Source organism: Nocardia otitidiscaviarum, assembly GCF_007362295.1.
In the GTDB taxonomy this organism is placed as follows: Bacteria; Actinomycetota; Actinomycetes; order Mycobacteriales; family Mycobacteriaceae; genus Nocardia; species Nocardia otitidiscaviarum.
Genome location: NZ_CP041695.1, coordinates 6,015,184 through 6,032,751 on the forward strand (window position 1 = coordinate 6,015,184; position 17,568 = coordinate 6,032,751).

Sequence of the window (17,568 nt, forward strand, 5' to 3'; positions counted from 1 at the left end):
AGGGTGGAATGACCACTACCGACGCCCTTTCCTCGCATGAGCCCGTCGTAGATCCGGGCACCGAGTTCGGTAAGCACGTCACCGAGCGGTTCCGGAAGGACACCGTGGCCTGGCTGACCACCGTCGGGTCGTCCGGCACGCCACAGCCCAATCCGGTGTGGTTCCTGTGGGACGGCACCGAGTTCCTCATCTTCAGCCAGCCCGATCAGGCCAAGCTGCGCAATATCGCTCGCAATCCGCGAGTTTCGCTGCATCTCAACAGCACCGAGACCGGCGGTGACGTCGTCATCCTCACCGGCGACGCGCGGATCGACCCCGAGGGCGCGACACCGCCCGAGATCGTCCAGTACACCCGCAAGTACACCGGCGGCCTGGTGGACATCGGCATGACCGATGAGCAGTTCTACTCCTCGTACTCGGTCGTCGTACGGGTTCGGCCCGACCGGTTGCGCGGTTTCTGACGGCTCCGGCCGCGCGAACTCCGCGTGACGCCGTCCACACCGGCCCCCACCTGCGAGATCACCGCTCGACCCGCACCGATAGGGTCGAGCCGGTGAGACGCAGGCAGCAACCGCCGCTACCCAAGCGGCACGGGCTCGACCCGGCCCGGTTGCGACTACCGGAAGACGGCCACTGGGCCACCGTCCGCGACCATCTGGTGGAGCGGCTGCCACGCGTACCCGCGCACCGCATCGACGAACTGCTGCGCGAGGGCGGGATCGTGGATCTCGAGGGCCCCCTCGCCCCCGACGCGCCCTACGTTCCCGGCGGGGCGATCTGGTTCCACCGGGATCTGCCCGACGAAACGCCCGTGCCGTTCGACATCGGCATCGTGCACCGTGACGAATCAATCCTGGTTGTCGACAAACCGCACTTCCTGGCAACCATTCCACGCGGCCAGCACATCCTCGAAACCGCCCTGGTGCGGCTGCGCCGGGAGCTCGACCTACCCGATCTCGTTCCGGCCCACCGGCTCGACCGCGTCACCGCCGGGCTCGTGCTGTTCATCGTCGATCCGGCCCGGCGCGGGGCCTACCAGACCCTGTTCCACCGGCGCCTCGTCCACAAGGAGTACGAAGCGATCGCGCGCTTCGACCCGACGCTGAAGCTACCGCGCGTGGTGCGCAGCCGCATCGTCAAGGAGCGACAGGTGCTGCAGGCGTACGAGGTGGACGGCGAGCCCAATGCCGAAACCCGGGTGGAGCTGCTCGAACACCGCGACGGGCGGGGCCGCTACCGACTGCTGCCGCGCACCGGGCGCACCCATCAGCTACGACTGCACATGAACGGACTCGGAGTGCCGATTCTCGGCGACGACTTCTATCCCGAACTCACCGACAAACCGGTCGACGATTTCACCCGGCCGCTCCAACTGCTCTCCTCCGCACTCGAATTCACCGATCCGGTGACGCGGGAGCCGCGCCGGTTCACGACGAAACGGACGCTTCAGGCGTGGGACGATCCGCACGGCTGGGCGGGGCCTGAGAATTAGCGCGCAGTTCGCCGCATCCGGGTGCGTTCTCAGGATATGAACGTAGACTGGCCGCGATGTCTCGAAATGATAACGGCGCGGTCGCCGTCAGCCCGGCTCCGACGGTCCCGCAGCCCCGGAGGCTGCACGCGTATATCGACGTCGCTGTTGTCATCGTCGTGCTGACCGGCACGAATCTCATCGCGCACTTCACCACCGCCTGGGCCAATATCGTCACGGTGCCCATTGCCGCGGTGATACTGCTGGCCATGGTGCGCCGTCGCGGGCTGAGCTGGAGCGACCTCGGACTCTCCCCGCGACACTGGCGCACCGGTTCGCTGTGGGCGCTCGGCGCGGTCGGGGTGGTGCTGGCCGCGGTCGCCATCGGCGCGGCACTGCCGATCACCCGGCCGTTCTTCCTGGCCGATCGGTACGCCACCATTTCGGGCGCGCTCATCGCCTCCATGGTCGTCATCCCGTTGCAGACCGCGATTCCCGAGGAGCTGGCCTTCCGGGGCGTACTACATGGAACGCTGGACCGGATCTTCGCGGCCCGGGGCGTATTCATGGCGGGCTCACTGCTTTTCGGACTCTGGCATATCGCCTCGTCGCTGGGACTGACCAGCGGGAACAAGGGCCTGTCGAGTTTCCTCGGCGGCGGGCCGCTCGGGCAGGTGCTCGGCATCGCGCTCGCCGTACTCGCCACGGCCGTCGCGGGCGCGATCTTCACCTGGTTGCGGCGGCGCAGCGGGAGCCTGCTCGCGCCGATCGCCTTCCACTGGGCGGTGAACGGTGCGGGGGCGCTGGCGGCGGCGGTCGTCTGGCACGTCACCCTGCACTGAGCTATGTGACTGGAACTTGTTTCAGTATTTTTCCGAAAGTGCCACACGGCCAACTGGACGCTCGCTAAGGTTCGCTGGTCCGCATCCGATGCGGTAGGCACCCGAGGAGTTATCCATGACGATGTCCGTGAACAAGCGCATCGCGCGGCGGGCCGGTGTCGGCGTCACCGCCCTGGCCGCGATGGCCTGTTCGGCGGCGCTGACGGCGCCCTACGCGACCGCCGTCCCCACCGGCCTGTCGGTCAACGCCCGAAATATCTACGAGGCGTGCACCTACGAGATCACCGCGACCGTCGACCACTGGTTCGAGGTCTGGTTCCACGACAGCGGCCGCGTCATCAAGGGCAGTCCGGTCAAACCGGTCAACGGTAAGGCCACCATCCAGTGGACGCCGACCTTCGCGGGCACCCACACCCTGGCCGTGCTCCAGGGCTCGGCCTGGGAACTCAAGGTGAACGTCCTGCAACCCACCCTCACCGGCAGCGCCACCTGCGGCGCGTCACCGCTGGGCTTCCTCGGCTCGTAGCATCCCCAGATCCGGTTCGGCAGGGCCTCGCTCCCCGAACCGTCCCGGGGGCCGGGCCGGCACATTCCTCTGTTCCCTCGCCGGCCCGGCCCACCCCCGGACAGCACACGTGAGCGGCCCGCCCTCGTTCCCGGGGGCGGGCCGTCGTTGTCGCTACCGGGACGCGGTATCACGCTCCCGGTCGTCATAGCCGATCGACCGATCCGGATCGTTGCGACGATCCTTCCTCTCGTCCCCGTGGCCCGGCCACCAGGCCCGGTGACCGATGAGCGCGGTGAGCGCCGGGGTGAAGAACATCGACATCACGAAGGCCGCGATGGCGATACCCACCGAGATGGCGAAACCCATCTGAGCCAGTACGGAATTGCCCGCCAGCATCATCGAGGCGAAGGTGCCGGCGAGAATGAGACCGGCCGCGGCGATGGTCGGGCCGCTGTGCCTGACCGCGGAGGCGGCCGCCTGCCTCGGCTCCAGACCCTCCCGCGCCTCCTCGCGCAGCCGCGCCACCATGAGGATGTTGTAGTCGGTGCCGAGCGCGACGACGAACAGGTACATGATGATCGGCAGCGTGAAGATCAGGCCCGAGTCGCCCTGCGCGTGCTGGAAGACCAGCACCGCCGCGCCCAGGGTGGCGGCGAATCCGAGGAAGACCGACGCCATCAGATACCACGGCGCCACCAGGCTGCGCAGCAGCAGCGCCAGTACGAGCATGATGAGCAGCGCGGCCACCGGGAACACGATCGTGTAGTCGCGCACCATGGCGTCCTGGAAGTCCACGAACACCGAGGTCATCCCGCCAACCAGGGCCGCGGTGCCCGCGGGTGCGGCCGCATGCGCGGTATCGCGCAGTGGGCCGCGCACGGTGTCGATGGCGGCATCGGACTCCGGAGCGTCGGTGAGTGTCACCTGATACTCGGCGACGGTGCTGTCCGCGGAGCGCTGTGGCGGCGAAACCTGGCCCACGCCTTCCACTGTCGCCAGCGCAGTGCCGAATTGGGCCAGCTGGGCCTCGGTCAGCTGATCCTGGCCGTGGGTGCGCAGATACACCAGGGACGGCTGAGTCGCGCCCGCGGGCATGCCTTTGCGCAGTTCCTGGCCCCAGACCGCGGATTCGGAGGTGTCCGAGGTGGATCCGGAGGTCAGATCGAAGGTCGGGTTGAAGCCGACGGCGAAACCACCCAGTGCCACCAGCACCAGCCCGGACAGCACGGCGTACACGGCGGGACGCTTGCCCAGCGAGCGGCCGAGACCCGCCGACACCGCGCCCCTGGGTTCCCGCTGCCAGCTCTTGGACGGCCAGAAGACCTTGGTACCCAGCAGCGAGACGATCGCCGGGATCAGGGTCAGGCCGGCCACCAACATGATCGCCACCGCGATGGCCAGTGAGACACCGAGCGAGCGGAACATGCCGAGCGCCGAAAGCACCAGGGCCGCAAAGGCGATGATCACCGCGAAGGCGGCGGAGGCGATGGCCTCACCCACTCGGGCGACGGCATTGACCATGGCCGTCTGCGGATCGTCACCGGCCCGCAGTCGTTCCCGATAGCGGAAGATCAGGAACAGGAAGTAGTCGGTGCCCACTCCGAACAGCACCACCAGCAGCAGCGCCTGCACCGAACTGTCGATGGAGAATTCGAAGGCCTCCGCCGACCAGGCGACCGCTCCGTGCACCAGCAGCGAGATGGCATAGATGATGAGGATCGGCAGCAGGGCCAGCACCGGGCTCCGGAAGATGAGCAGCAGCAGCACGATGATCAGCAGAATCGTGGCGATGCCGACAATGGCCAGACCCTTCTCACTGGATTCGATCTGATCCAGCATGGCGGCCGCGGAACCGGTGACACCGGCCTTCAGGTCCGTTCCGGAGATGGCCTCCCGCAAGGCTACCCGCAGGTCCTCGACCGCATCGGTCTGACGGGTGTCGTCGGCGGCGGTGACCTTGACCATCTGCACGCCGATCATCTGCACCAGACGGTTCTCCGACGGCGGGGTGGCCTGCACGCCGGTGATGTGCTCGATGTTCCGGGCGGCGAGATCGGCGGCCAAGGCGGTGACGGCGGCCGCATCGGTTGCGGTGAGCGGCTGTTCGTCGGCGCGTTCGACGACGATGATGGCCGCGGGGAGCTGACTGTCGCCGAACGCTTTCTCCTGCAACGCCATCGCTTCGACGGACTCGTAATGGGCGGGCAGGAATTCGGCCTGGTCGGTGGTGGCGGTGAGCTTCGGCGCGGAGGCCACCACGCCGACGATGGCGATCAGCCAGATGCCGATGACAACCCACGGTTTGTGGACGACGAAGCGCCCGAGAATGGCGAACATGCCTGGTTGGTCCTTTCGGGGCCGCAATATGCATCAGTTATTGCGCATATGGGCATAGGTGTACGACACGGCACCGACCCCTCGATTTCGCAGTGCCGCTTCGTATTTCGTTCTCTCGATCCGGACGAAGCCGCGAACTCCGCGCTGCTTCCGCAGTCACTATAAGTAGACGTATACGTATAACGCAAGAGGTGGTCGAGACGCCGCCGCGCACGTACCGTGGACGCATGGCGCTGACGTTGCAAGAACGACAGGAATTCCTCGCCCAACCCCACATCGGTGCGCTCGCCGTGGCCGTCGCCCCGGACCGCGCCCCACTCAATGTGCCGATCTGGTACCAGTACGAACCAGGCGGTGAGCTCGGGATCCTCACCGGGGTCGAATCCGTGAAACTCCGGCGGCTACGCGATGCCGGACGATTCAGCCTGATGGCGCAGGTGCTCGAGCCGACCGTGCGCTACGTCACGGCGGAGGGGCCGATCACCCGGGTGGAGCCGATGACCGACGCGATGCACCGGGAGATGGCCGCGCGCTATCTGCCGCCCGACAAGGTGGATCCGTATCTGAAGTTCGCCGAGTCGCACGGCGACCAGGTGGCCGTGTTCATGCGCCCCGAGAAGTGGCTCTCCGCCGATCTGGGCGATCTCAGCGAACTCGGCTGATCGGCTACGGGCCCGTACGCCGTCGGCCCGCCTCCCGGTCCGGAGGCGGGCCTTCGCGTTTCCGCCCCGCCCCGAGCGCGTCGGCCCGTCCAACGTAAGCTGCGGTTCTCTCGCTATCACCGAAACTCCCGTTTCTCCGCTCGACCACCGTCAGCGAAAGGTAGCCATGTTCAGGATCGTCGCCGCCACGGCCGCGCTCGGACTCGCCCTCGGAGCGGCCCTGCTCGGTTCCACCGCGAAAGCCGCTGCGGCAGTACCTTTTCCCGCCGTCATGACGCTCGCGTCCGCCGGTACCTGCGCGGGTGAGATCAGCGCGGTGGCGCTGCCGGGCCGTGGGGTGGCCGCCATCTATCTGCGCGGCACCTTCATGACACCGGTGCCCCAGCCCGCCTGCGTGGCCACCACCACCATCGCCTGGCGCAATCTCGACAGCGGCACCTCGGGCACCGCCGGGGCCGATGTCACCGGGAGTCCCGGCGGGCGGCCCGGACCGATCACGGGCGCGGTGCTGCCCACCGGTCCGGGGCGCGTCGAGGCGTGGATCTCCACCGTGTCGCTGCCGCACCTGCCGAGCATGGTCAGCTTCACCGTCGGCTGAGCTGCGGTAACACCCATACCGCGGGGTTCGACATACCCTGCGAACTCTCGCGGAGCGGGCTCGTACACCGCCGCCCCCATCGTCGGCACGCTCGAAGCACCCGAAGCGATGTGCGGAGCACTTGTCGACGACGGCACGACCACACTCGTCAGCGTGAAAGGCAGGCTCCTATGATCGCCACTCTCGGTCGCACCGCTGTACTCGGCATCGCCGTCACCGCCGCCCTGGTCGCCACCACCGGCACCGCCTCGGCGGCCACCACCTTCTCCCCCACCTACACCCTCGCGACCGGCTGGACCTGCGCGGGCGAGGTCAGCGGCACCGCCATCCCCGGCCCCAGCGACTACAGCGCCCCCGGAGAGGCCGCCGTCTACCTGCGCGGCACCTTCTGGAGCGCGACTCCGGGCTCCCACCAGTCCGGCTGCTCAGTCACCGCCACCGTCACCTGGCGCAACCTCGACACGGGCGCGTCCGGCTCCACGGCGACCGTGGTCGTGGGTGGCCCCTTCGGCGAAACCGGCCCGGCCACAGGCGTTCTCCTGCCGACCGGCCCCGGTCGCGTCGAGGCGACCGTCTCCACCGCACCTCTGCTGCACCACCCCGGACAGGCCACCTTCACCGTCGACCCGGCCTGAGTGCCCGGCGGCGAGAACGGCGAAAAGACACCGCCGCCGAACGGCAACGCAGTACCGAACCACCGCCGGCAGAGGCAGCTCCGGGCGGACGGATCACCGGCGGCCACCCCCGGTTCGCGCACCGGAACGACAGTCGTGCCGAACCGGATGCCGCATCGACTCACCTGCGCCGGGACCGGGGCGTGCGCGCGCCAGGCCACCTGAACCCCGCCCTCCAGCACGCATTCGGCACCGGTCACACCGCGGGCGAGGAGGAAGCTCCTGTGGCACGGCGGCGGGCTCGCACCGTGTACAAGGGGACCGGGCGCCTCGTTCGGGCGAGCGGGGATCACCGCACCGTCGCGGTGGCACAGTGGTGGGATGAGATTCGAGCACCCGCCTCGGATGGCTGCCTGGCGGCATCGCGGCGCGCGCGAGGGATTCGAGGTCGTCTTCCCGCGCATCACTGATTCCGGTGTCCTGATCGATGGTCACACCACCGCCGTCGAGATGGGGCGAGGCTGGTCGGTGGACTATTCGATCGAACTCGACGGGCACTGGCGCACCCGCGCCGCGCGGGTATCCGTGCGTGACGAGAAGGGTTGGCGCACCGTTCGATTGGCGGCGGACGGGGCGGGGCGCTGGACCGTCGACGGCGAACCGGCACCCGCGCTGGACGGGTGCGTCGACATCGATCTGGAGGCGTCGGCCTGCACCAATACCTTTCCCGTGCACCGGCTGCCGCTGGCCGAGGGCGTGGACACCGCCGCTCCGGCCGCTTACGTGCACGTGGCGGTGCCGACGGTCACCCGGCTGGAGCAGCGCTACCGCCGCTTGCCGGGCGAGGGGCCGGGGCACCGATTCGATTACGAGTCACCGGAATTCGACTTCCGAGCCACGCTGGAGTACGACGCGGCCGGGCTCATCGTCGACTACCCGGGAATCGCGGTGCGGGCAAGGTAGCGCGCGGAACTGTCAGCAGTAGAAGCAGACGCCGCTGGCCGGGAGCTGGGTGAAGCAGGAATCGCAGACCGCGACGCGGGCTTCCTCGGCGGGCTTGGGCTCGGCCTTGTGGACGGAGGCGTTGCGGCTGGCGGCCACCTTCGGGGTGAGCGGCGGGATGCCGCCGTCGGCGGGCACCTCGCCGTGCGCGGCATAGCACTGCCAGCGCGCGTAGGCGGCGTGCAGTTCGAGGTCGGTGGGGATGGGCAGCCCGGCCACCTCGAGGATGTACTTGTAATGGTCGCCGACCTTGTGGTTCTGGCGCACGCACAACGCCGCCAACGGCGGTTCACCCGCGGCGTGGCAGCGGCGGGTCACCTTGCGCAGGATGGCGTCCATCCAGGTGCGGGTCGGCGCGCTGGTGTGCACACCGGACATCTCCTGCACTCGCTCGGCCAATTCGTTCACCGTGACGAAATGTCCGTATTCCGAGGCGGTTTCGACCAACACCTCGTGCGCGGCCAATGCCCACGCCACCGAGGCGTCGCGGAACGACACCGCCTCTCCATCACTCGCCCGCCAAGCACCCGAAGCCGTAGTCACCGCACTCATAGCACCAAAGAAGATAGCGGTCCAGCGCCGCTCGCGCCAATACCACGGCCGGTGTGTGAGAGATCTGCGCGACACGAACGACCCTGTGCCGGAATGCCCGAAGGCCCGCTTCCCCCGAAACGGGAAGCGGGCCTTCGAAGCTCGACGGCTCAGTCGCGGAGCAGGCTTACTTGGCCTTCTCCAGGACCTCGACCAGACGCCACCGCTTGGTGGCCGACAGCGGACGGGTCTCCATCAGCTGCACGCGGTCGCCGATACCGGCGATCTCGTTCTCGTCGTGGGCCTTGACCTTCGAGGTGGTGCGGATGATCTTGCCGTAAAGCTTGTGCTTCACGCGATCCTCCAGCTCGACCACGATGGTCTTGCTCATCTTGTCGGAGACGACGTAGCCGATGCGCACCTTGCGCGAGCCACGCTCCTCCTGCTTGGCCGGCGTCTTGGCCGGGCCCTTTACGTCGCTCATGCGGCGTCTCCCTTGCCTTCAGGACCGGTGGCCAGGCCGAGCTCGCGCTCCCGCATGACCGTGTAGATGCGCGCGATCTCATGCTTGACCACACGCAGGCGCCGGTTGTTCTGCAACTGGCCGGTCGCCATCTGGAAGCGCAGGTTGAACAGCTCTTCCTTGGATTCGCGCAGCTTGGCGACGAGCTCGTCTTCGGTGAGCTCGCGCAGCTCTGCAGCCGGAGTTCCGGTAGCCATCAGAACTGCTCCTCCCTGGTCACGATCCGGCACTTCATCGGGAGCTTGTGCATCGCGCGGCGCAGGGCCTCACGAGCGGTCTCCTCGTTCGGGTAAGACATTTCGAACATGACCCGACCGGGCTTCACGTTCGCGACCCACCACTCGGGCGAACCCTTACCGGAACCCATGCGGGTTTCGGCGGGCTTCTTGGTGAGCGGCCGGTCCGGGTAGATGTTGATCCAGATCTTGCCGCCACGACGGATGTGGCGGGTCATCGCGATACGCGCCGACTCGATCTGCCGGTTGGTGACGTAGGCAGGCTCCAGAGCCTGGATGCCGTACTCGCCGAACGCCACCGAGGTGCCGCCCTTGGCCATGCCAGAGCGCTTGGGGTGATGCTGCTTACGGTGCTTGACCTTGCGAGGCATCAACATAGGTCAGCCCTCCTTGGACTCTGCCGGAGCGTCGGCCACCGCGGTAGCGGTACCCTGACGCCCGGCCTCGGTGCTGGTCGCCGTGGTGCCCTGGGCACCGGAGCGACGCGGACGGCTCGGCCGCTCACGACGCTCGCGACGCTCACCGGACGGCGCGGCGGTCGCGGTGACCTCACGCTTGCCGCCGACGATGTCGCCCTTGTAGATCCAGACCTTCACGCCGATGCGGCCGAAGGTGGTCTTCGCCTCGTACAGGCCGTAGTCGATGTCCGCACGCAGGGTGTGCAGCGGCACGCGACCCTCGCGGTAGAACTCCGAGCGCGACATTTCCGCGCCGCCGAGACGGCCGGAGCACTGCACACGGATGCCCTTGACGTTCGGCGAACGCATGGCCGACTGGATGGCCTTGCGCATCGCGCGACGGAACGCCACACGGTTCGACAGCTGCTCGGCCACACCCTGGGCGACGAGCTGCGCATCCGACTCGGGGTTCTTGACCTCGAGGATGTTCAGCTGCACCTGCTTGCCGGTGAGCTTCTCCAGCGCGGCGCGGATGCGGTCGGCCTCGGCGCCACGACGGCCGATCACGATGCCCGGACGCGCGGTGTGGATGTCCACCCGCACGCGGTCACGGGTGCGCTCGATCTCGACCTTCGAGATGCCGGCCCGCTCCATGCCGGTGGCGAGGAGCTTGCGGATCGCGACGTCTTCCTTCACGTAGTCCGCGTACTGCTTGTCCGCGTACCAACGCGACTTCCAGTCGGTGGTGATACCGAGGCGGAAGCCGTGGGGATTGATCTTCTGTCCCATTTACTTTGCCCCTCCCTTCCGGCGGCTACGAGCTGCAGCGCCGGCAGTGGGCACGCTCTCGACCTCGATGGTGATGTGGCTGGTGCGCTTGCGGATCCGGAACGCGCGGCCCTGGGCACGCGGCTGGAAGCGCTTCATGGTCACGCCCTCGTCGACGTAGGCCGTCGAGATGACCAGGGTCGCCGGGTTCAGGCCGAGGTTGTTCTCGGCGTTGGCCGCGGCGGAGGCCACGACCTTGGCGACCGGCTCGCTGGCGGCCTGCGGAGCGAACCGCAGGATGTTCAGCGCGTCCTCGACCCGCTGGCCGCGGACCATGTCCACGACGCGGCGCGCCTTCATCGGGGTCACGCGGACATGCTTGGCGGTCGCGCGCGCGGTCGGGTTCTGAGTTTCAGTGCTCATCGCCGCTTGCTCTTCCGATCTTCCTTGACGTGGCTCTTGAACGTGCGGGTCGGCGCGAATTCACCGAGCTTGTGTCCAACCATGTTCTCCGACACGAACACCGGCACGTGCTTGCGGCCGTCGTGGACCGAGAACGTGTGGCCGATGAAATCGGGGATGATGGTGGAACGACGCGACCAGGTCTTGATGACCTGCTTCGAGCCCTTCTCGTTCTGGACGTCCACCTTCTTGAGGAGGTGTTCGTCGACGAACGGGCCCTTCTTGAGGCTGCGTGGCATCTTTAACCTCCTCCTTAACGCTTCTTGCCGCGGCGGCGGACGATGAGCTTGTCGCTCGGACGGTTGGGCTTGCGGGTACGGCCCTCGGGCTGGCCCCACGGCGAGACCGGGTGGCGACCACCGGAGGTCTTGCCTTCACCACCACCATGCGGGTGGTCGACCGGGTTCATGACCACACCACGCACGGTCGGGCGGATGCCCTTCCAGCGCATACGGCCGGCCTTACCCCAGTTGATGTTGGACTGCTCGGCATTGCCGACCTCGCCGATGGTGGCGCGGCAGCGCACATCGACGCGACGGATCTCGCCGGAGGGCATACGCAGGACGGCGTAGGAGCCTTCCTTACCCAGCAGCTGGATGCTCATGCCGGCGGCACGGGCCAGCTTGGCGCCGCCACCCGGACGCAGTTCCACCGCGTGGATGGTGGTACCGGTCGGGATCGAGCGCAGCGGCAGGTTGTTGCCGGGCTTGATGTCGGCGCCGGTGCCGGACTCGATCTTCGTGCCCTGGGTGACGTTCTTGGGCGCGAGGATGTAGCGCTTCTCGCCGTCCGCGTAGTGCAGCAGGGCGATGTTCGCGGTCCGGTTGGGGTCGTACTCGATGTGCGCGACCTTGGCCGGGATGCCGTCCTTGTCCAGTCGACGGAAGTCGATCAGACGGTAGGCACGCTTGTGGCCGCCACCGCGGTGCCGGGTGGTGATCCGGCCGTGGGCGTTACGACCACCGGACTTGGTGAGCGGACGCAGCAGCGACTTCTCGGGGGTCGAGCGGGTGATCTCGGCGAAGTCCGAGACCGAAGCACCGCGGCGACCCGGGGTCGTCGGCTTGTACTTACGGATTGCCATGAGTTCTTCTCTGCTTTCTGGAGCTCCAGCCGCTTACGCGACCGGGCCTCCGAAGATCTCGATGGGCTTGCTGTCGGCCGAGATGGTCACGAGCGCGCGCTTGGTGCTCTTGCGCTTGCCGTAACCGAAGCGGGTCCGCTTGCGCTTGCCCTGACGGTTGGCGGTGTTGACGCTGGTCACCTTCACACCGAAGACCTTCTCAACGGCGATCTTGATCTGCGTCTTGTTCGAGTCCGGGTGCACCAGGAAGGTGTAGGTGCCTTCTTCGATCAGCCCGTAGGACTTCTCGGAGATCACCGGCGCGAGCAGGATGTCGCGGGGATCGGCGATGGTGGTCACTTGCTCTCCTCCTGTGCAGCTTCGGCGGGGCCGTGCACGAAGGCGTTGAGCGCCTCGACCGAGAAGACCACGTCGTCGCTCTTGAGGACGTCGTAGGTGTTCAGCTGGTCGGGAGCGATCGGGTGCACACCCTGCAGGTTCGCCACGCTCTTCCACGCGGTGACATCTTCACGGCCGACCACGACCAGGATGTTCTTCCGCTCCGACAGCTCGGCGAGGAAGGACTTCGCGGTCTTGGTGGACGGGGTCTGACCCGCCACCAGCTCGGTGATCACGTGGATGCGCTCGTTGCGGGCCCGGTCCGAGAGGGCGCCACGCAGCGCGGCGGCCTTCATCTTCTTGGGCAGGCGCTGGCTGTAGTCGCGCGGCTGCGGGCCGTGGACGGTGCCACCGCCGGCGAACTGCGGCGCGCGGGTCGAACCCTGGCGGGCGCGGCCGGTGCCCTTCTGGCGGTACGGCTTCTTGCCACCGCCGGAGACCTGGCCCCGGGTCTTGGTGGCGTGCGTGCCCTGGCGGGCCGCGGCCTGCTGAGCCACGACGACCTGGTGCATCAGCGCGATATTGGCGGTCACGTCGAAGATCTCCGCGGGGAGTTCGACGGTGCCGTCGGTCTTGCCGCCCGGTGCCTTGACCGGCAGCGACAGGTTGGCTTTCTTCTCAGTGCTCACAGCGCTCACGCCCGGGCACCACCCTTCACTGCACTCTTGACGATCACGACGCCGCCCTTGCGGCCCGGGATCGCGCCCTTGATCAGCAGCAGGCCGTTCTCGGCGTCCACCTTGTGGACCGAGAGGTTCTGCGTGGTGACGCGGTCGTTACCCATGCGACCCGCCATGCGCATGCCCTTGAAGACACGGCCGGGGGTGGAGCAACCACCGATCGAACCCGGACGACGGTGCACGGCCTGCGCACCGTGCGAGGCACCCTGGCCGCGGAAGCCGTGGCGCTTCATGGTGCCCGCGTAACCCTTGCCCTTGGAGGTGCCGGTCACGTCGACGTAGCTGCCCTCTTCGAACACGTCGGCGTTGATCTCCTGGCCGACCTCGAAGGTGGAGGCGTCGGCGACGCGGATCTCCACGATGTGGCGGCGCGGGGTGACGCCGGCCTTGGCGAACTGGCCGGAGACCGGCTTGTTCACCTTGCGCGGGTCGATGGCGCCGAAGGCGACCTGGACGGCGGAGTAGCCGTCGCGCTCCTGGGTACGAATCTGGGTCACGACGTTGGGACCAGCCTTGATGACGGTCACCGGAACGACGCGGTTCTTCTCGTCGAAGACCTGGGTCATGCCGAGCTTGGTGCCCAGGATGCCCGCTGCCGGGCGGCTCTTGTTGTCAGTCATATCTGCAGTCCCCGTCACTGAATGTTGACGTCGACGCTGGCCGGGAGGTCGATGCGCATGAGAGCGTCAACCGTCTTCGGCGTCGGGTCGAGGATGTCGATCAGCCGCTTGTGCGTGCGCATCTCGAAGTGTTCGCGCGAGTCCTTGTACTTGTGCGGCGAACGGATGACGCAGTACACGTTCTTTTCGGTCGGCAACGGCACCGGGCCGACGACACGGGCGCCGGTGCGGGTCACCGTCTCGACGATCTTGCGCGCAGACGCGTCGATCGCCTCATGGTCGTAGGCCTTGAGCCTGATGCGGATCTTCTGTCCCGCCACGCTGAGTGTCCTTTTCTCCGCTTACGTTGTGGCACCGGAGCTTTCGCTCCCGAACCACCCTCATTTGCACAGCCCGAACACACGAAGACGCATCAGCTACCAACTCGACCGGGGCGCACCCCGCTCCGTCACCGCTGTTCATCTGTCATGGTTCTTCCGGCCCACGCGGTCGGGCGTGTCGCTCAGCCGCTCATTCCTCGGCCCCGGATGAAATCCTTATGAGCCTCGGAACCTCGTTCCGGACGCACCCGCGCCGCACTCGGCCGGGTACAAAATTGGGTCTTGCTCACCCGCTACCACCAGCGTCTTTCCACAGAACAGACGCAGCCCGGTGCGGGCAACCCGAACAGTATGCCTCGAGGCGAGGGGCGATCTCAAATCGCCCCCCTCCCCGATCAGCGGCCGATGGCCCTGGTCACACCGCTACCCGCATCAGGGCAGATCCTGCACGATCAGGAACTGGTACCCCCCGGCGACGACCGGGTCCACCAGCGCGATGCCGACCTGCCCCTGCCGCGCGGCCGCCTCGTTCACCACCGCACCGGGCGTGGCATAGAGGAGGCCGTCCACGACGGGCAGCACCGAGTCGTCGTCGAGGACGAAGCCGGTCCGCTCGACCGGCAGGAACTGGGTCAGCAGTCCCGGGATCGCGCTGTTGCCCAGCGCGGCGGTCTCAGCCGGATCGAACTCCAAGCCGAAGTAGACACCCTGGGCCGGTTCGATGACCGGGTTGACGGCGGCGGCCGACGCGGCCCCCACCGTGACCATGGCGGCCGCACCCGCCAGCGCGATCCCCAGCGACGCGACAGCGGTCTTGATACGCATGTTTTCTCGAGCTCCATTCCCCCGACGAGCCGGTGAGTTGGCACCGGCACCAACTGCGCGACGTAGCTCGGCAGCGGCGACACCCTAGACCAATAAGGCGACCAACCAGTTTCCTTAGAGTTCGAGACGCACTTCTGCACCTAACTTACTTTCAAGTAAGATCCGAGCCATGAGCAATGAGACCTCCACGCTGCGCGGCTGGAAGAAGCTGCCCGACAATCGGCTGGGCCACGCCCTCTTCTCGCTCGGCATGGTCGCGCGGGTGCCGTACTTCGGCACGGTGCTGCCCAGCGTCGTACGCCTGGAGCCGGGACTGTGCGAGGTGACCGCGCCCAAGTGGTTCGGCATCCACAACCACCTCGGCACCTTCCACGCCATCGCGGCCTGCAATCTGGCGGAGGTCGCCATGGGCATGCTCAGCGAGGCCACCGTCCCGACCAGCCACCGGTGGATCCCCAAGGCCATGAACGTGCAGTACCTCGCCAAGGCCAACTCGGGCCTGCGCGCGGTCGCGAAACTGCCCGAGCTCCCCGACTTCGACGCCATCACCGAGGGCCGGGACCTGATCATCCCCGTCTCCATCTACGACAAGACGGGCCTGGAGGTCGTCCACGCCGACATCACCACCTGGGTGACGCCCAAGTAGTCGCGGCGGACTCCTCGGATCCCCGCCCCTCAGATCCCCAGCATCCGCTTGACCCGCTTGCGATCCGCCTTGGCGAAGTCCTCTTCCATATTCAACCGCCGCGTCCGCGTGGAAGGCTTCTTCTCCAAGAGGTGATTCTTGTTCGCCTGCGCTCGTCGCAACTTCCCCGAACCGGTCACCTTGACGCGCTTGGAAATTCCTTTGTGCGACTTGTTCTTCGGCACTCGAACCACCATCCCTGAAGCGCCGGACGCCGTGCGGATATCCCTCCAGGGTAGAGCTCGCGTTACCCGCACGAGTCCGAATCCGGAAGTGCCGCTATGAGGTTCGAGTTGCGAGGAATTCACAGGAGATCAGTCCGGCAAAAAGGCGATGGATATTCGATCGCCGATGACGGCAGCGCCGCGAATCGCGCAGCGGGAGAAGGTCAGGAGGCTACGCAGACCACGTAGCGACGCTCGTCGTAGACGAAGCCTTGGTCGCCCGCGGAGCAGGCGTTGACATCGGTGGTGTTGCGCTTGATCTCGACGACCCGGACGCGGCCGGGGGCGGCGGAGGTGCAGTCGACGGGGGTGGCCATGTCGCCGGAGAGGTCCATGCAGGTGCCGGGGACCCAGGCGATGTCGAGGCAGAGGGCGTCGTGCTCACCGTCGGGGAGGGCACGTTGGTGCGATCGGTCGACATCACTCGGACAGGGGGCGCCGTCGGTGGCCAGATGGGTGACGGTGTAGGCGGAAGTGCCACTGCCGCAGGAGGTTTTCTCCAGGCCGGAGCCCGAGGCGGCGACGGCCACGCAATCGCCGACGGTCAGTTGCAGTTCCGGACTGCCTTGGCTGACGGTCCTGTGCACGAGGGCGGAGGTCGTGGGGGCGGAGGGGGCGGCGGCCGCGATCCCGGGCTGTGCCACGCCGTCGATGACGGCGGCCTCGGTGGTGGTCACCGATGTCGTTGTGGCACCGCGGTTCTCCACCGCCGCGGCGCGACGCTCGGCGACCTGCGAGAGCACGGCGGCCAGCGCACCGGCCGTGGCCAGCGCGCCCACGATGACTACGCCCGCGAGAGCGATTCCGGCCCGGGCCTTTCGAGGCGCCATTTTCCTGCCCTTCCCTGCGCTGCTTCGAACCTCAGGCCCACCCCGCTCGAAGTTGTCGATCGATAACGACAATCACGACATGTCCTACACCACCGACCGGGGCACCGTCGAATTGTGAATGTGCACGTTTTTACAACACAACTTCGGGCAAATGTCCAGATTTCATTCTGATAACGATGAGGCCGGTGCTCTCGCCAATCTCCTTTGCGGGCACCAAGGTTCGAACGCTGTAAACGTTCGTACATTCGGCCTGCGCGGGTCGAGGGTTTGCCAGAAGGAATTTCCTGAATGAAGTTCGGCCGCTTCGCCACCGTCGCGTTCCTGACCGTCGCCGCCCTGGGGATCACCGCGGGTGGTGTCGGCGCGGCACCGGAGTCCACCCCGCGTGAGCTCTCCGCCAGCGGCGATGACCAGGGGGTCCGCTATCACGCCGTACTCTCCGACTTCTCCCGGTCGCTGACCACCGCCGTCTCCGGCGGCACCTTCGCGGTCGATGTCGACGCCACCGCCGTCACGCTCACCTCCGACGCCGGGGAGGTGGTTGCCACGGTGCCGCTGGCCTACGAGATCTCCGGCACCACCGTCGAAGTGGCGCACCGCATTTCCGACGACGGCCGCGAACTCGCGCTCGAACCCACGGTGACCGCGAGCGAGATCGGCGAGATGCAGCCCATCAACTCCATGGCCCGGCTCACCAACGAGATCAACGACAACGTGGTGGGCGTCGTGGTCGGCGGCGTGCTGGGCGGCCTCATCGGAACCGTGCTCGGCATGGGCTTCTTCAGCATTCTGACCGGCCCGATCGGCCTGCTGGTCGGTGCGATCGCCGGTGGCTACGCCATGGGCGGACAGCCCTTCCTGGACGCGGTGACGGCCGTGGTGAGCGGCCAGCCCTGACCCGCCGCGCACGACCGCGTCCGATTCCGGGGAACCGGTGCGGGAACCACGGGTGGTCTGGCGTCCGCCCGGC

26 protein-coding genes are annotated in these 17,568 nt (G+C 67.4%); 10 read left to right on the plus strand and 16 right to left on the minus strand.

The window, feature by feature from the left end; genetic code table 11:
• Positions 1-8 precede the first annotated feature (8 nt).
• The 4 genes from FOH10_RS26965 (at position 9) to FOH10_RS26980 (ending at position 2,839) form a co-directional block, all read left to right on the plus strand.
• Entirely contained in the window at positions 9-461 is a 453-nt protein-coding gene (locus FOH10_RS26965) for a TIGR03667 family PPOX class F420-dependent oxidoreductase (RefSeq protein WP_143982809.1), read from the plus strand.
• 92 nt (positions 462-553) lie between these two features.
• On the plus strand, positions 554-1,492 hold the full coding sequence (locus FOH10_RS26970; RefSeq protein ID WP_143982810.1) for an RluA family pseudouridine synthase: 939 nt from the start codon (positions 554-556) through the stop codon (positions 1,490-1,492).
• A gap of 56 nt (positions 1,493-1,548) precedes the next feature.
• The gene (locus FOH10_RS26975) at positions 1,549-2,313 is read left to right on the plus strand and encodes a CPBP family intramembrane glutamic endopeptidase (RefSeq protein ID WP_143982811.1); all 765 of its coding nucleotides are present in this window, start codon (positions 1,549-1,551) and stop codon (positions 2,311-2,313) included.
• A gap of 115 nt (positions 2,314-2,428) precedes the next feature.
• Complete coding sequence (locus FOH10_RS26980) at positions 2,429-2,839, plus strand: hypothetical protein (RefSeq protein WP_051036871.1); 411 nt, start codon at positions 2,429-2,431, stop codon at positions 2,837-2,839.
• Positions 2,840-2,992: 153 nt separating this feature from the next.
• Here the strand turns inward: FOH10_RS26980 and FOH10_RS26985 are convergent, their stop codons facing one another.
• Positions 2,993-5,158, minus strand: coding sequence for an MMPL family transporter (locus FOH10_RS26985; RefSeq protein WP_143982812.1), 2,166 nt, complete (start codon positions 5,156-5,158; stop codon positions 2,993-2,995).
• A 227-nt stretch (positions 5,159-5,385) separates the two neighbouring features.
• Here FOH10_RS26985 and FOH10_RS26990 point away from each other — a divergent pair, with 227 nt between their 5' ends.
• The 4 genes from FOH10_RS26990 to FOH10_RS27005 all read left to right on the plus strand — a co-directional run bounded on the left by FOH10_RS26990 (position 5,386) and on the right by FOH10_RS27005 (position 7,995).
• Positions 5,386-5,820, plus strand: coding sequence for a pyridoxamine 5'-phosphate oxidase family protein (locus FOH10_RS26990; protein ID WP_143982813.1), 435 nt, complete (start codon positions 5,386-5,388; stop codon positions 5,818-5,820).
• 166 nt (positions 5,821-5,986) lie between these two features.
• The gene (locus tag FOH10_RS26995; RefSeq protein ID WP_143982814.1) at positions 5,987-6,418 is read left to right on the plus strand and encodes a hypothetical protein; all 432 of its coding nucleotides are present in this window, start codon (positions 5,987-5,989) and stop codon (positions 6,416-6,418) included.
• A gap of 170 nt (positions 6,419-6,588) precedes the next feature.
• Positions 6,589-7,053: a hypothetical protein gene (locus FOH10_RS27000; RefSeq protein ID WP_143982815.1), complete on the plus strand. Its 465-nt coding sequence runs from the start codon at positions 6,589-6,591 to the stop codon at positions 7,051-7,053.
• Between the two features lie 360 nt (positions 7,054-7,413).
• Positions 7,414-7,995 carry a putative glycolipid-binding domain-containing protein gene (locus tag FOH10_RS27005; protein ID WP_143982816.1) on the plus strand — a complete coding sequence of 194 codons (582 nt, stop codon included), beginning with the start codon at positions 7,414-7,416 and terminating at the stop codon, positions 7,993-7,995.
• Between the two features lie 12 nt (positions 7,996-8,007).
• Here FOH10_RS27005 and FOH10_RS27010 read toward each other — a convergent pair whose 3' ends face one another.
• From FOH10_RS27010 to FOH10_RS27070, 13 genes are all read right to left on the minus strand, one after another.
• Entirely contained in the window at positions 8,008-8,532 is a 525-nt protein-coding gene (locus FOH10_RS27010) for a hypothetical protein (RefSeq protein WP_143982817.1), read from the minus strand.
• 220 nt (positions 8,533-8,752) lie between these two features.
• On the minus strand, positions 8,753-9,049 hold the full coding sequence (rpsQ, locus tag FOH10_RS27015; protein ID WP_029923615.1) for a 30S ribosomal protein S17: 297 nt from the start codon (positions 9,047-9,049) through the stop codon (positions 8,753-8,755).
• Positions 9,046-9,285, minus strand: a complete 240-nt coding sequence (gene rpmC, locus FOH10_RS27020) for a 50S ribosomal protein L29 (protein WP_029923614.1) — start codon at positions 9,283-9,285, stop codon at positions 9,046-9,048. Before rpmC ends, rpsQ begins: the two co-directional genes overlap by 4 nt.
• Positions 9,285-9,701 carry a 50S ribosomal protein L16 gene (rplP, locus tag FOH10_RS27025; RefSeq protein WP_029923613.1) on the minus strand — a complete coding sequence of 139 codons (417 nt, stop codon included), beginning with the start codon at positions 9,699-9,701 and terminating at the stop codon, positions 9,285-9,287. Before rplP ends, rpmC begins: the two co-directional genes overlap by 1 nt.
• 3 nt (positions 9,702-9,704) lie before the next feature.
• Positions 9,705-10,511, minus strand: coding sequence for a 30S ribosomal protein S3 (gene rpsC / locus FOH10_RS27030; protein ID WP_143982818.1), 807 nt, complete (start codon positions 10,509-10,511; stop codon positions 9,705-9,707).
• Entirely contained in the window at positions 10,512-10,913 is a 402-nt protein-coding gene (gene rplV, locus FOH10_RS27035) for a 50S ribosomal protein L22 (protein WP_029923611.1), read from the minus strand. It abuts the gene before it with no gap.
• Positions 10,910-11,191 (minus strand): 30S ribosomal protein S19, encoded by a 282-nt coding sequence (gene rpsS / locus FOH10_RS27040; RefSeq protein WP_029923610.1) that lies wholly within the window; start codon positions 11,189-11,191, stop codon positions 10,910-10,912. Before rpsS ends, rplV begins: the two co-directional genes overlap by 4 nt.
• Before the next feature lie 14 nt (positions 11,192-11,205).
• Positions 11,206-12,036: a 50S ribosomal protein L2 gene (gene rplB, locus FOH10_RS27045; protein WP_029923609.1), complete on the minus strand. Its 831-nt coding sequence runs from the start codon at positions 12,034-12,036 to the stop codon at positions 11,206-11,208.
• Positions 12,037-12,069: 33 nt separating this feature from the next.
• A complete protein-coding gene (gene rplW / locus FOH10_RS27050) occupies positions 12,070-12,375 on the minus strand; it encodes a 50S ribosomal protein L23 (protein ID WP_029923608.1) in 306 nt (101 codons plus the stop codon).
• A complete protein-coding gene (gene rplD / locus FOH10_RS27055; protein ID WP_029923607.1) occupies positions 12,372-13,052 on the minus strand; it encodes a 50S ribosomal protein L4 in 681 nt (226 codons plus the stop codon). The genes rplW and rplD overlap by 4 nt, the downstream gene beginning before the upstream one ends.
• Positions 13,049-13,714, minus strand: coding sequence for a 50S ribosomal protein L3 (gene rplC, locus FOH10_RS27060; protein WP_143982819.1), 666 nt, complete (start codon positions 13,712-13,714; stop codon positions 13,049-13,051). The genes rplD and rplC overlap by 4 nt, the downstream gene beginning before the upstream one ends.
• 14 nt (positions 13,715-13,728) lie before the next feature.
• Positions 13,729-14,034, minus strand: a complete 306-nt coding sequence (gene rpsJ, locus FOH10_RS27065) for a 30S ribosomal protein S10 (RefSeq protein WP_003938093.1) — start codon at positions 14,032-14,034, stop codon at positions 13,729-13,731.
• Positions 14,035-14,466: 432 nt separating this feature from the next.
• The gene (locus tag FOH10_RS27070; protein WP_143982820.1) at positions 14,467-14,859 is read right to left on the minus strand and encodes a hypothetical protein; all 393 of its coding nucleotides are present in this window, start codon (positions 14,857-14,859) and stop codon (positions 14,467-14,469) included.
• A gap of 169 nt (positions 14,860-15,028) precedes the next feature.
• Here FOH10_RS27070 and FOH10_RS27075 point away from each other — a divergent pair, with 169 nt between their 5' ends.
• On the plus strand, positions 15,029-15,505 hold the full coding sequence (locus tag FOH10_RS27075; RefSeq protein ID WP_143982821.1) for a hotdog fold domain-containing protein: 477 nt from the start codon (positions 15,029-15,031) through the stop codon (positions 15,503-15,505).
• A gap of 29 nt (positions 15,506-15,534) precedes the next feature.
• Here the strand turns inward: FOH10_RS27075 and rpmI are convergent, their stop codons facing one another.
• On the minus strand, positions 15,535-15,729 hold the full coding sequence (gene rpmI, locus FOH10_RS27080) for a 50S ribosomal protein L35 (RefSeq protein ID WP_235204337.1): 195 nt from the start codon (positions 15,727-15,729) through the stop codon (positions 15,535-15,537).
• A gap of 203 nt (positions 15,730-15,932) precedes the next feature.
• A complete protein-coding gene (locus FOH10_RS35015) occupies positions 15,933-16,598 on the minus strand; it encodes a hypothetical protein (protein WP_186000601.1) in 666 nt (221 codons plus the stop codon).
• Between the two features lie 288 nt (positions 16,599-16,886).
• Here FOH10_RS35015 and FOH10_RS27090 point away from each other — a divergent pair, with 288 nt between their 5' ends.
• Positions 16,887-17,495, plus strand: coding sequence for a DUF8020 domain-containing protein (locus tag FOH10_RS27090; protein ID WP_143982823.1), 609 nt, complete (start codon positions 16,887-16,889; stop codon positions 17,493-17,495).
• Positions 17,496-17,568 lie beyond the last annotated feature (73 nt).

Coding starts and splice junctions, on each gene's coding strand:
- FOH10_RS26965 (WP_143982809.1), top strand. CDS start 9: ATGACCACTACCGACGCCCTTTCCTCGCATGAGCCCGTCGTAGATCCG.
- FOH10_RS26975 (WP_143982811.1), top strand. CDS start 1,549: ATGTCTCGAAATGATAACGGCGCGGTCGCCGTCAGCCCGGCTCCGACG.
- FOH10_RS26980 (WP_051036871.1), top strand. CDS start 2,429: ATGACGATGTCCGTGAACAAGCGCATCGCGCGGCGGGCCGGTGTCGGC.
- FOH10_RS26985 (WP_143982812.1), bottom strand. CDS start 5,158: ATGTTCGCCATTCTCGGGCGCTTCGTCGTCCACAAACCGTGGGTTGTC.
- FOH10_RS26990 (WP_143982813.1), top strand. CDS start 5,386: ATGGCGCTGACGTTGCAAGAACGACAGGAATTCCTCGCCCAACCCCAC.
- FOH10_RS26995 (WP_143982814.1), top strand. CDS start 5,987: ATGTTCAGGATCGTCGCCGCCACGGCCGCGCTCGGACTCGCCCTCGGA.
- FOH10_RS27000 (WP_143982815.1), top strand. CDS start 6,589: ATGATCGCCACTCTCGGTCGCACCGCTGTACTCGGCATCGCCGTCACC.
- FOH10_RS27005 (WP_143982816.1), top strand. CDS start 7,414: ATGAGATTCGAGCACCCGCCTCGGATGGCTGCCTGGCGGCATCGCGGC.
- rpsQ (WP_029923615.1), bottom strand. CDS start 9,049: ATGAGCGACGTAAAGGGCCCGGCCAAGACGCCGGCCAAGCAGGAGGAG.
- rpmC (WP_029923614.1), bottom strand. CDS start 9,285: ATGGCTACCGGAACTCCGGCTGCAGAGCTGCGCGAGCTCACCGAAGAC.
- rplP (WP_029923613.1), bottom strand. CDS start 9,701: ATGTTGATGCCTCGCAAGGTCAAGCACCGTAAGCAGCATCACCCCAAG.
- rpsC (WP_143982818.1), bottom strand. CDS start 10,511: ATGGGACAGAAGATCAATCCCCACGGCTTCCGCCTCGGTATCACCACC.
- rplV (WP_029923611.1), bottom strand. CDS start 10,913: ATGAGCACTGAAACTCAGAACCCGACCGCGCGCGCGACCGCCAAGCAT.
- rpsS (WP_029923610.1), bottom strand. CDS start 11,191: ATGCCACGCAGCCTCAAGAAGGGCCCGTTCGTCGACGAACACCTCCTC.
- rplB (WP_029923609.1), bottom strand. CDS start 12,036: ATGGCAATCCGTAAGTACAAGCCGACGACCCCGGGTCGCCGCGGTGCT.
- rplC (WP_143982819.1), bottom strand. CDS start 13,714: ATGACTGACAACAAGAGCCGCCCGGCAGCGGGCATCCTGGGCACCAAG.
- FOH10_RS27070 (WP_143982820.1), bottom strand. CDS start 14,859: ATGCGTATCAAGACCGCTGTCGCGTCGCTGGGGATCGCGCTGGCGGGT.
- FOH10_RS27075 (WP_143982821.1), top strand. CDS start 15,029: ATGAGCAATGAGACCTCCACGCTGCGCGGCTGGAAGAAGCTGCCCGAC.
- FOH10_RS35015 (WP_186000601.1), bottom strand. CDS start 16,598: ATGGCGCCTCGAAAGGCCCGGGCCGGAATCGCTCTCGCGGGCGTAGTC.
- FOH10_RS27090 (WP_143982823.1), top strand. CDS start 16,887: ATGAAGTTCGGCCGCTTCGCCACCGTCGCGTTCCTGACCGTCGCCGCC.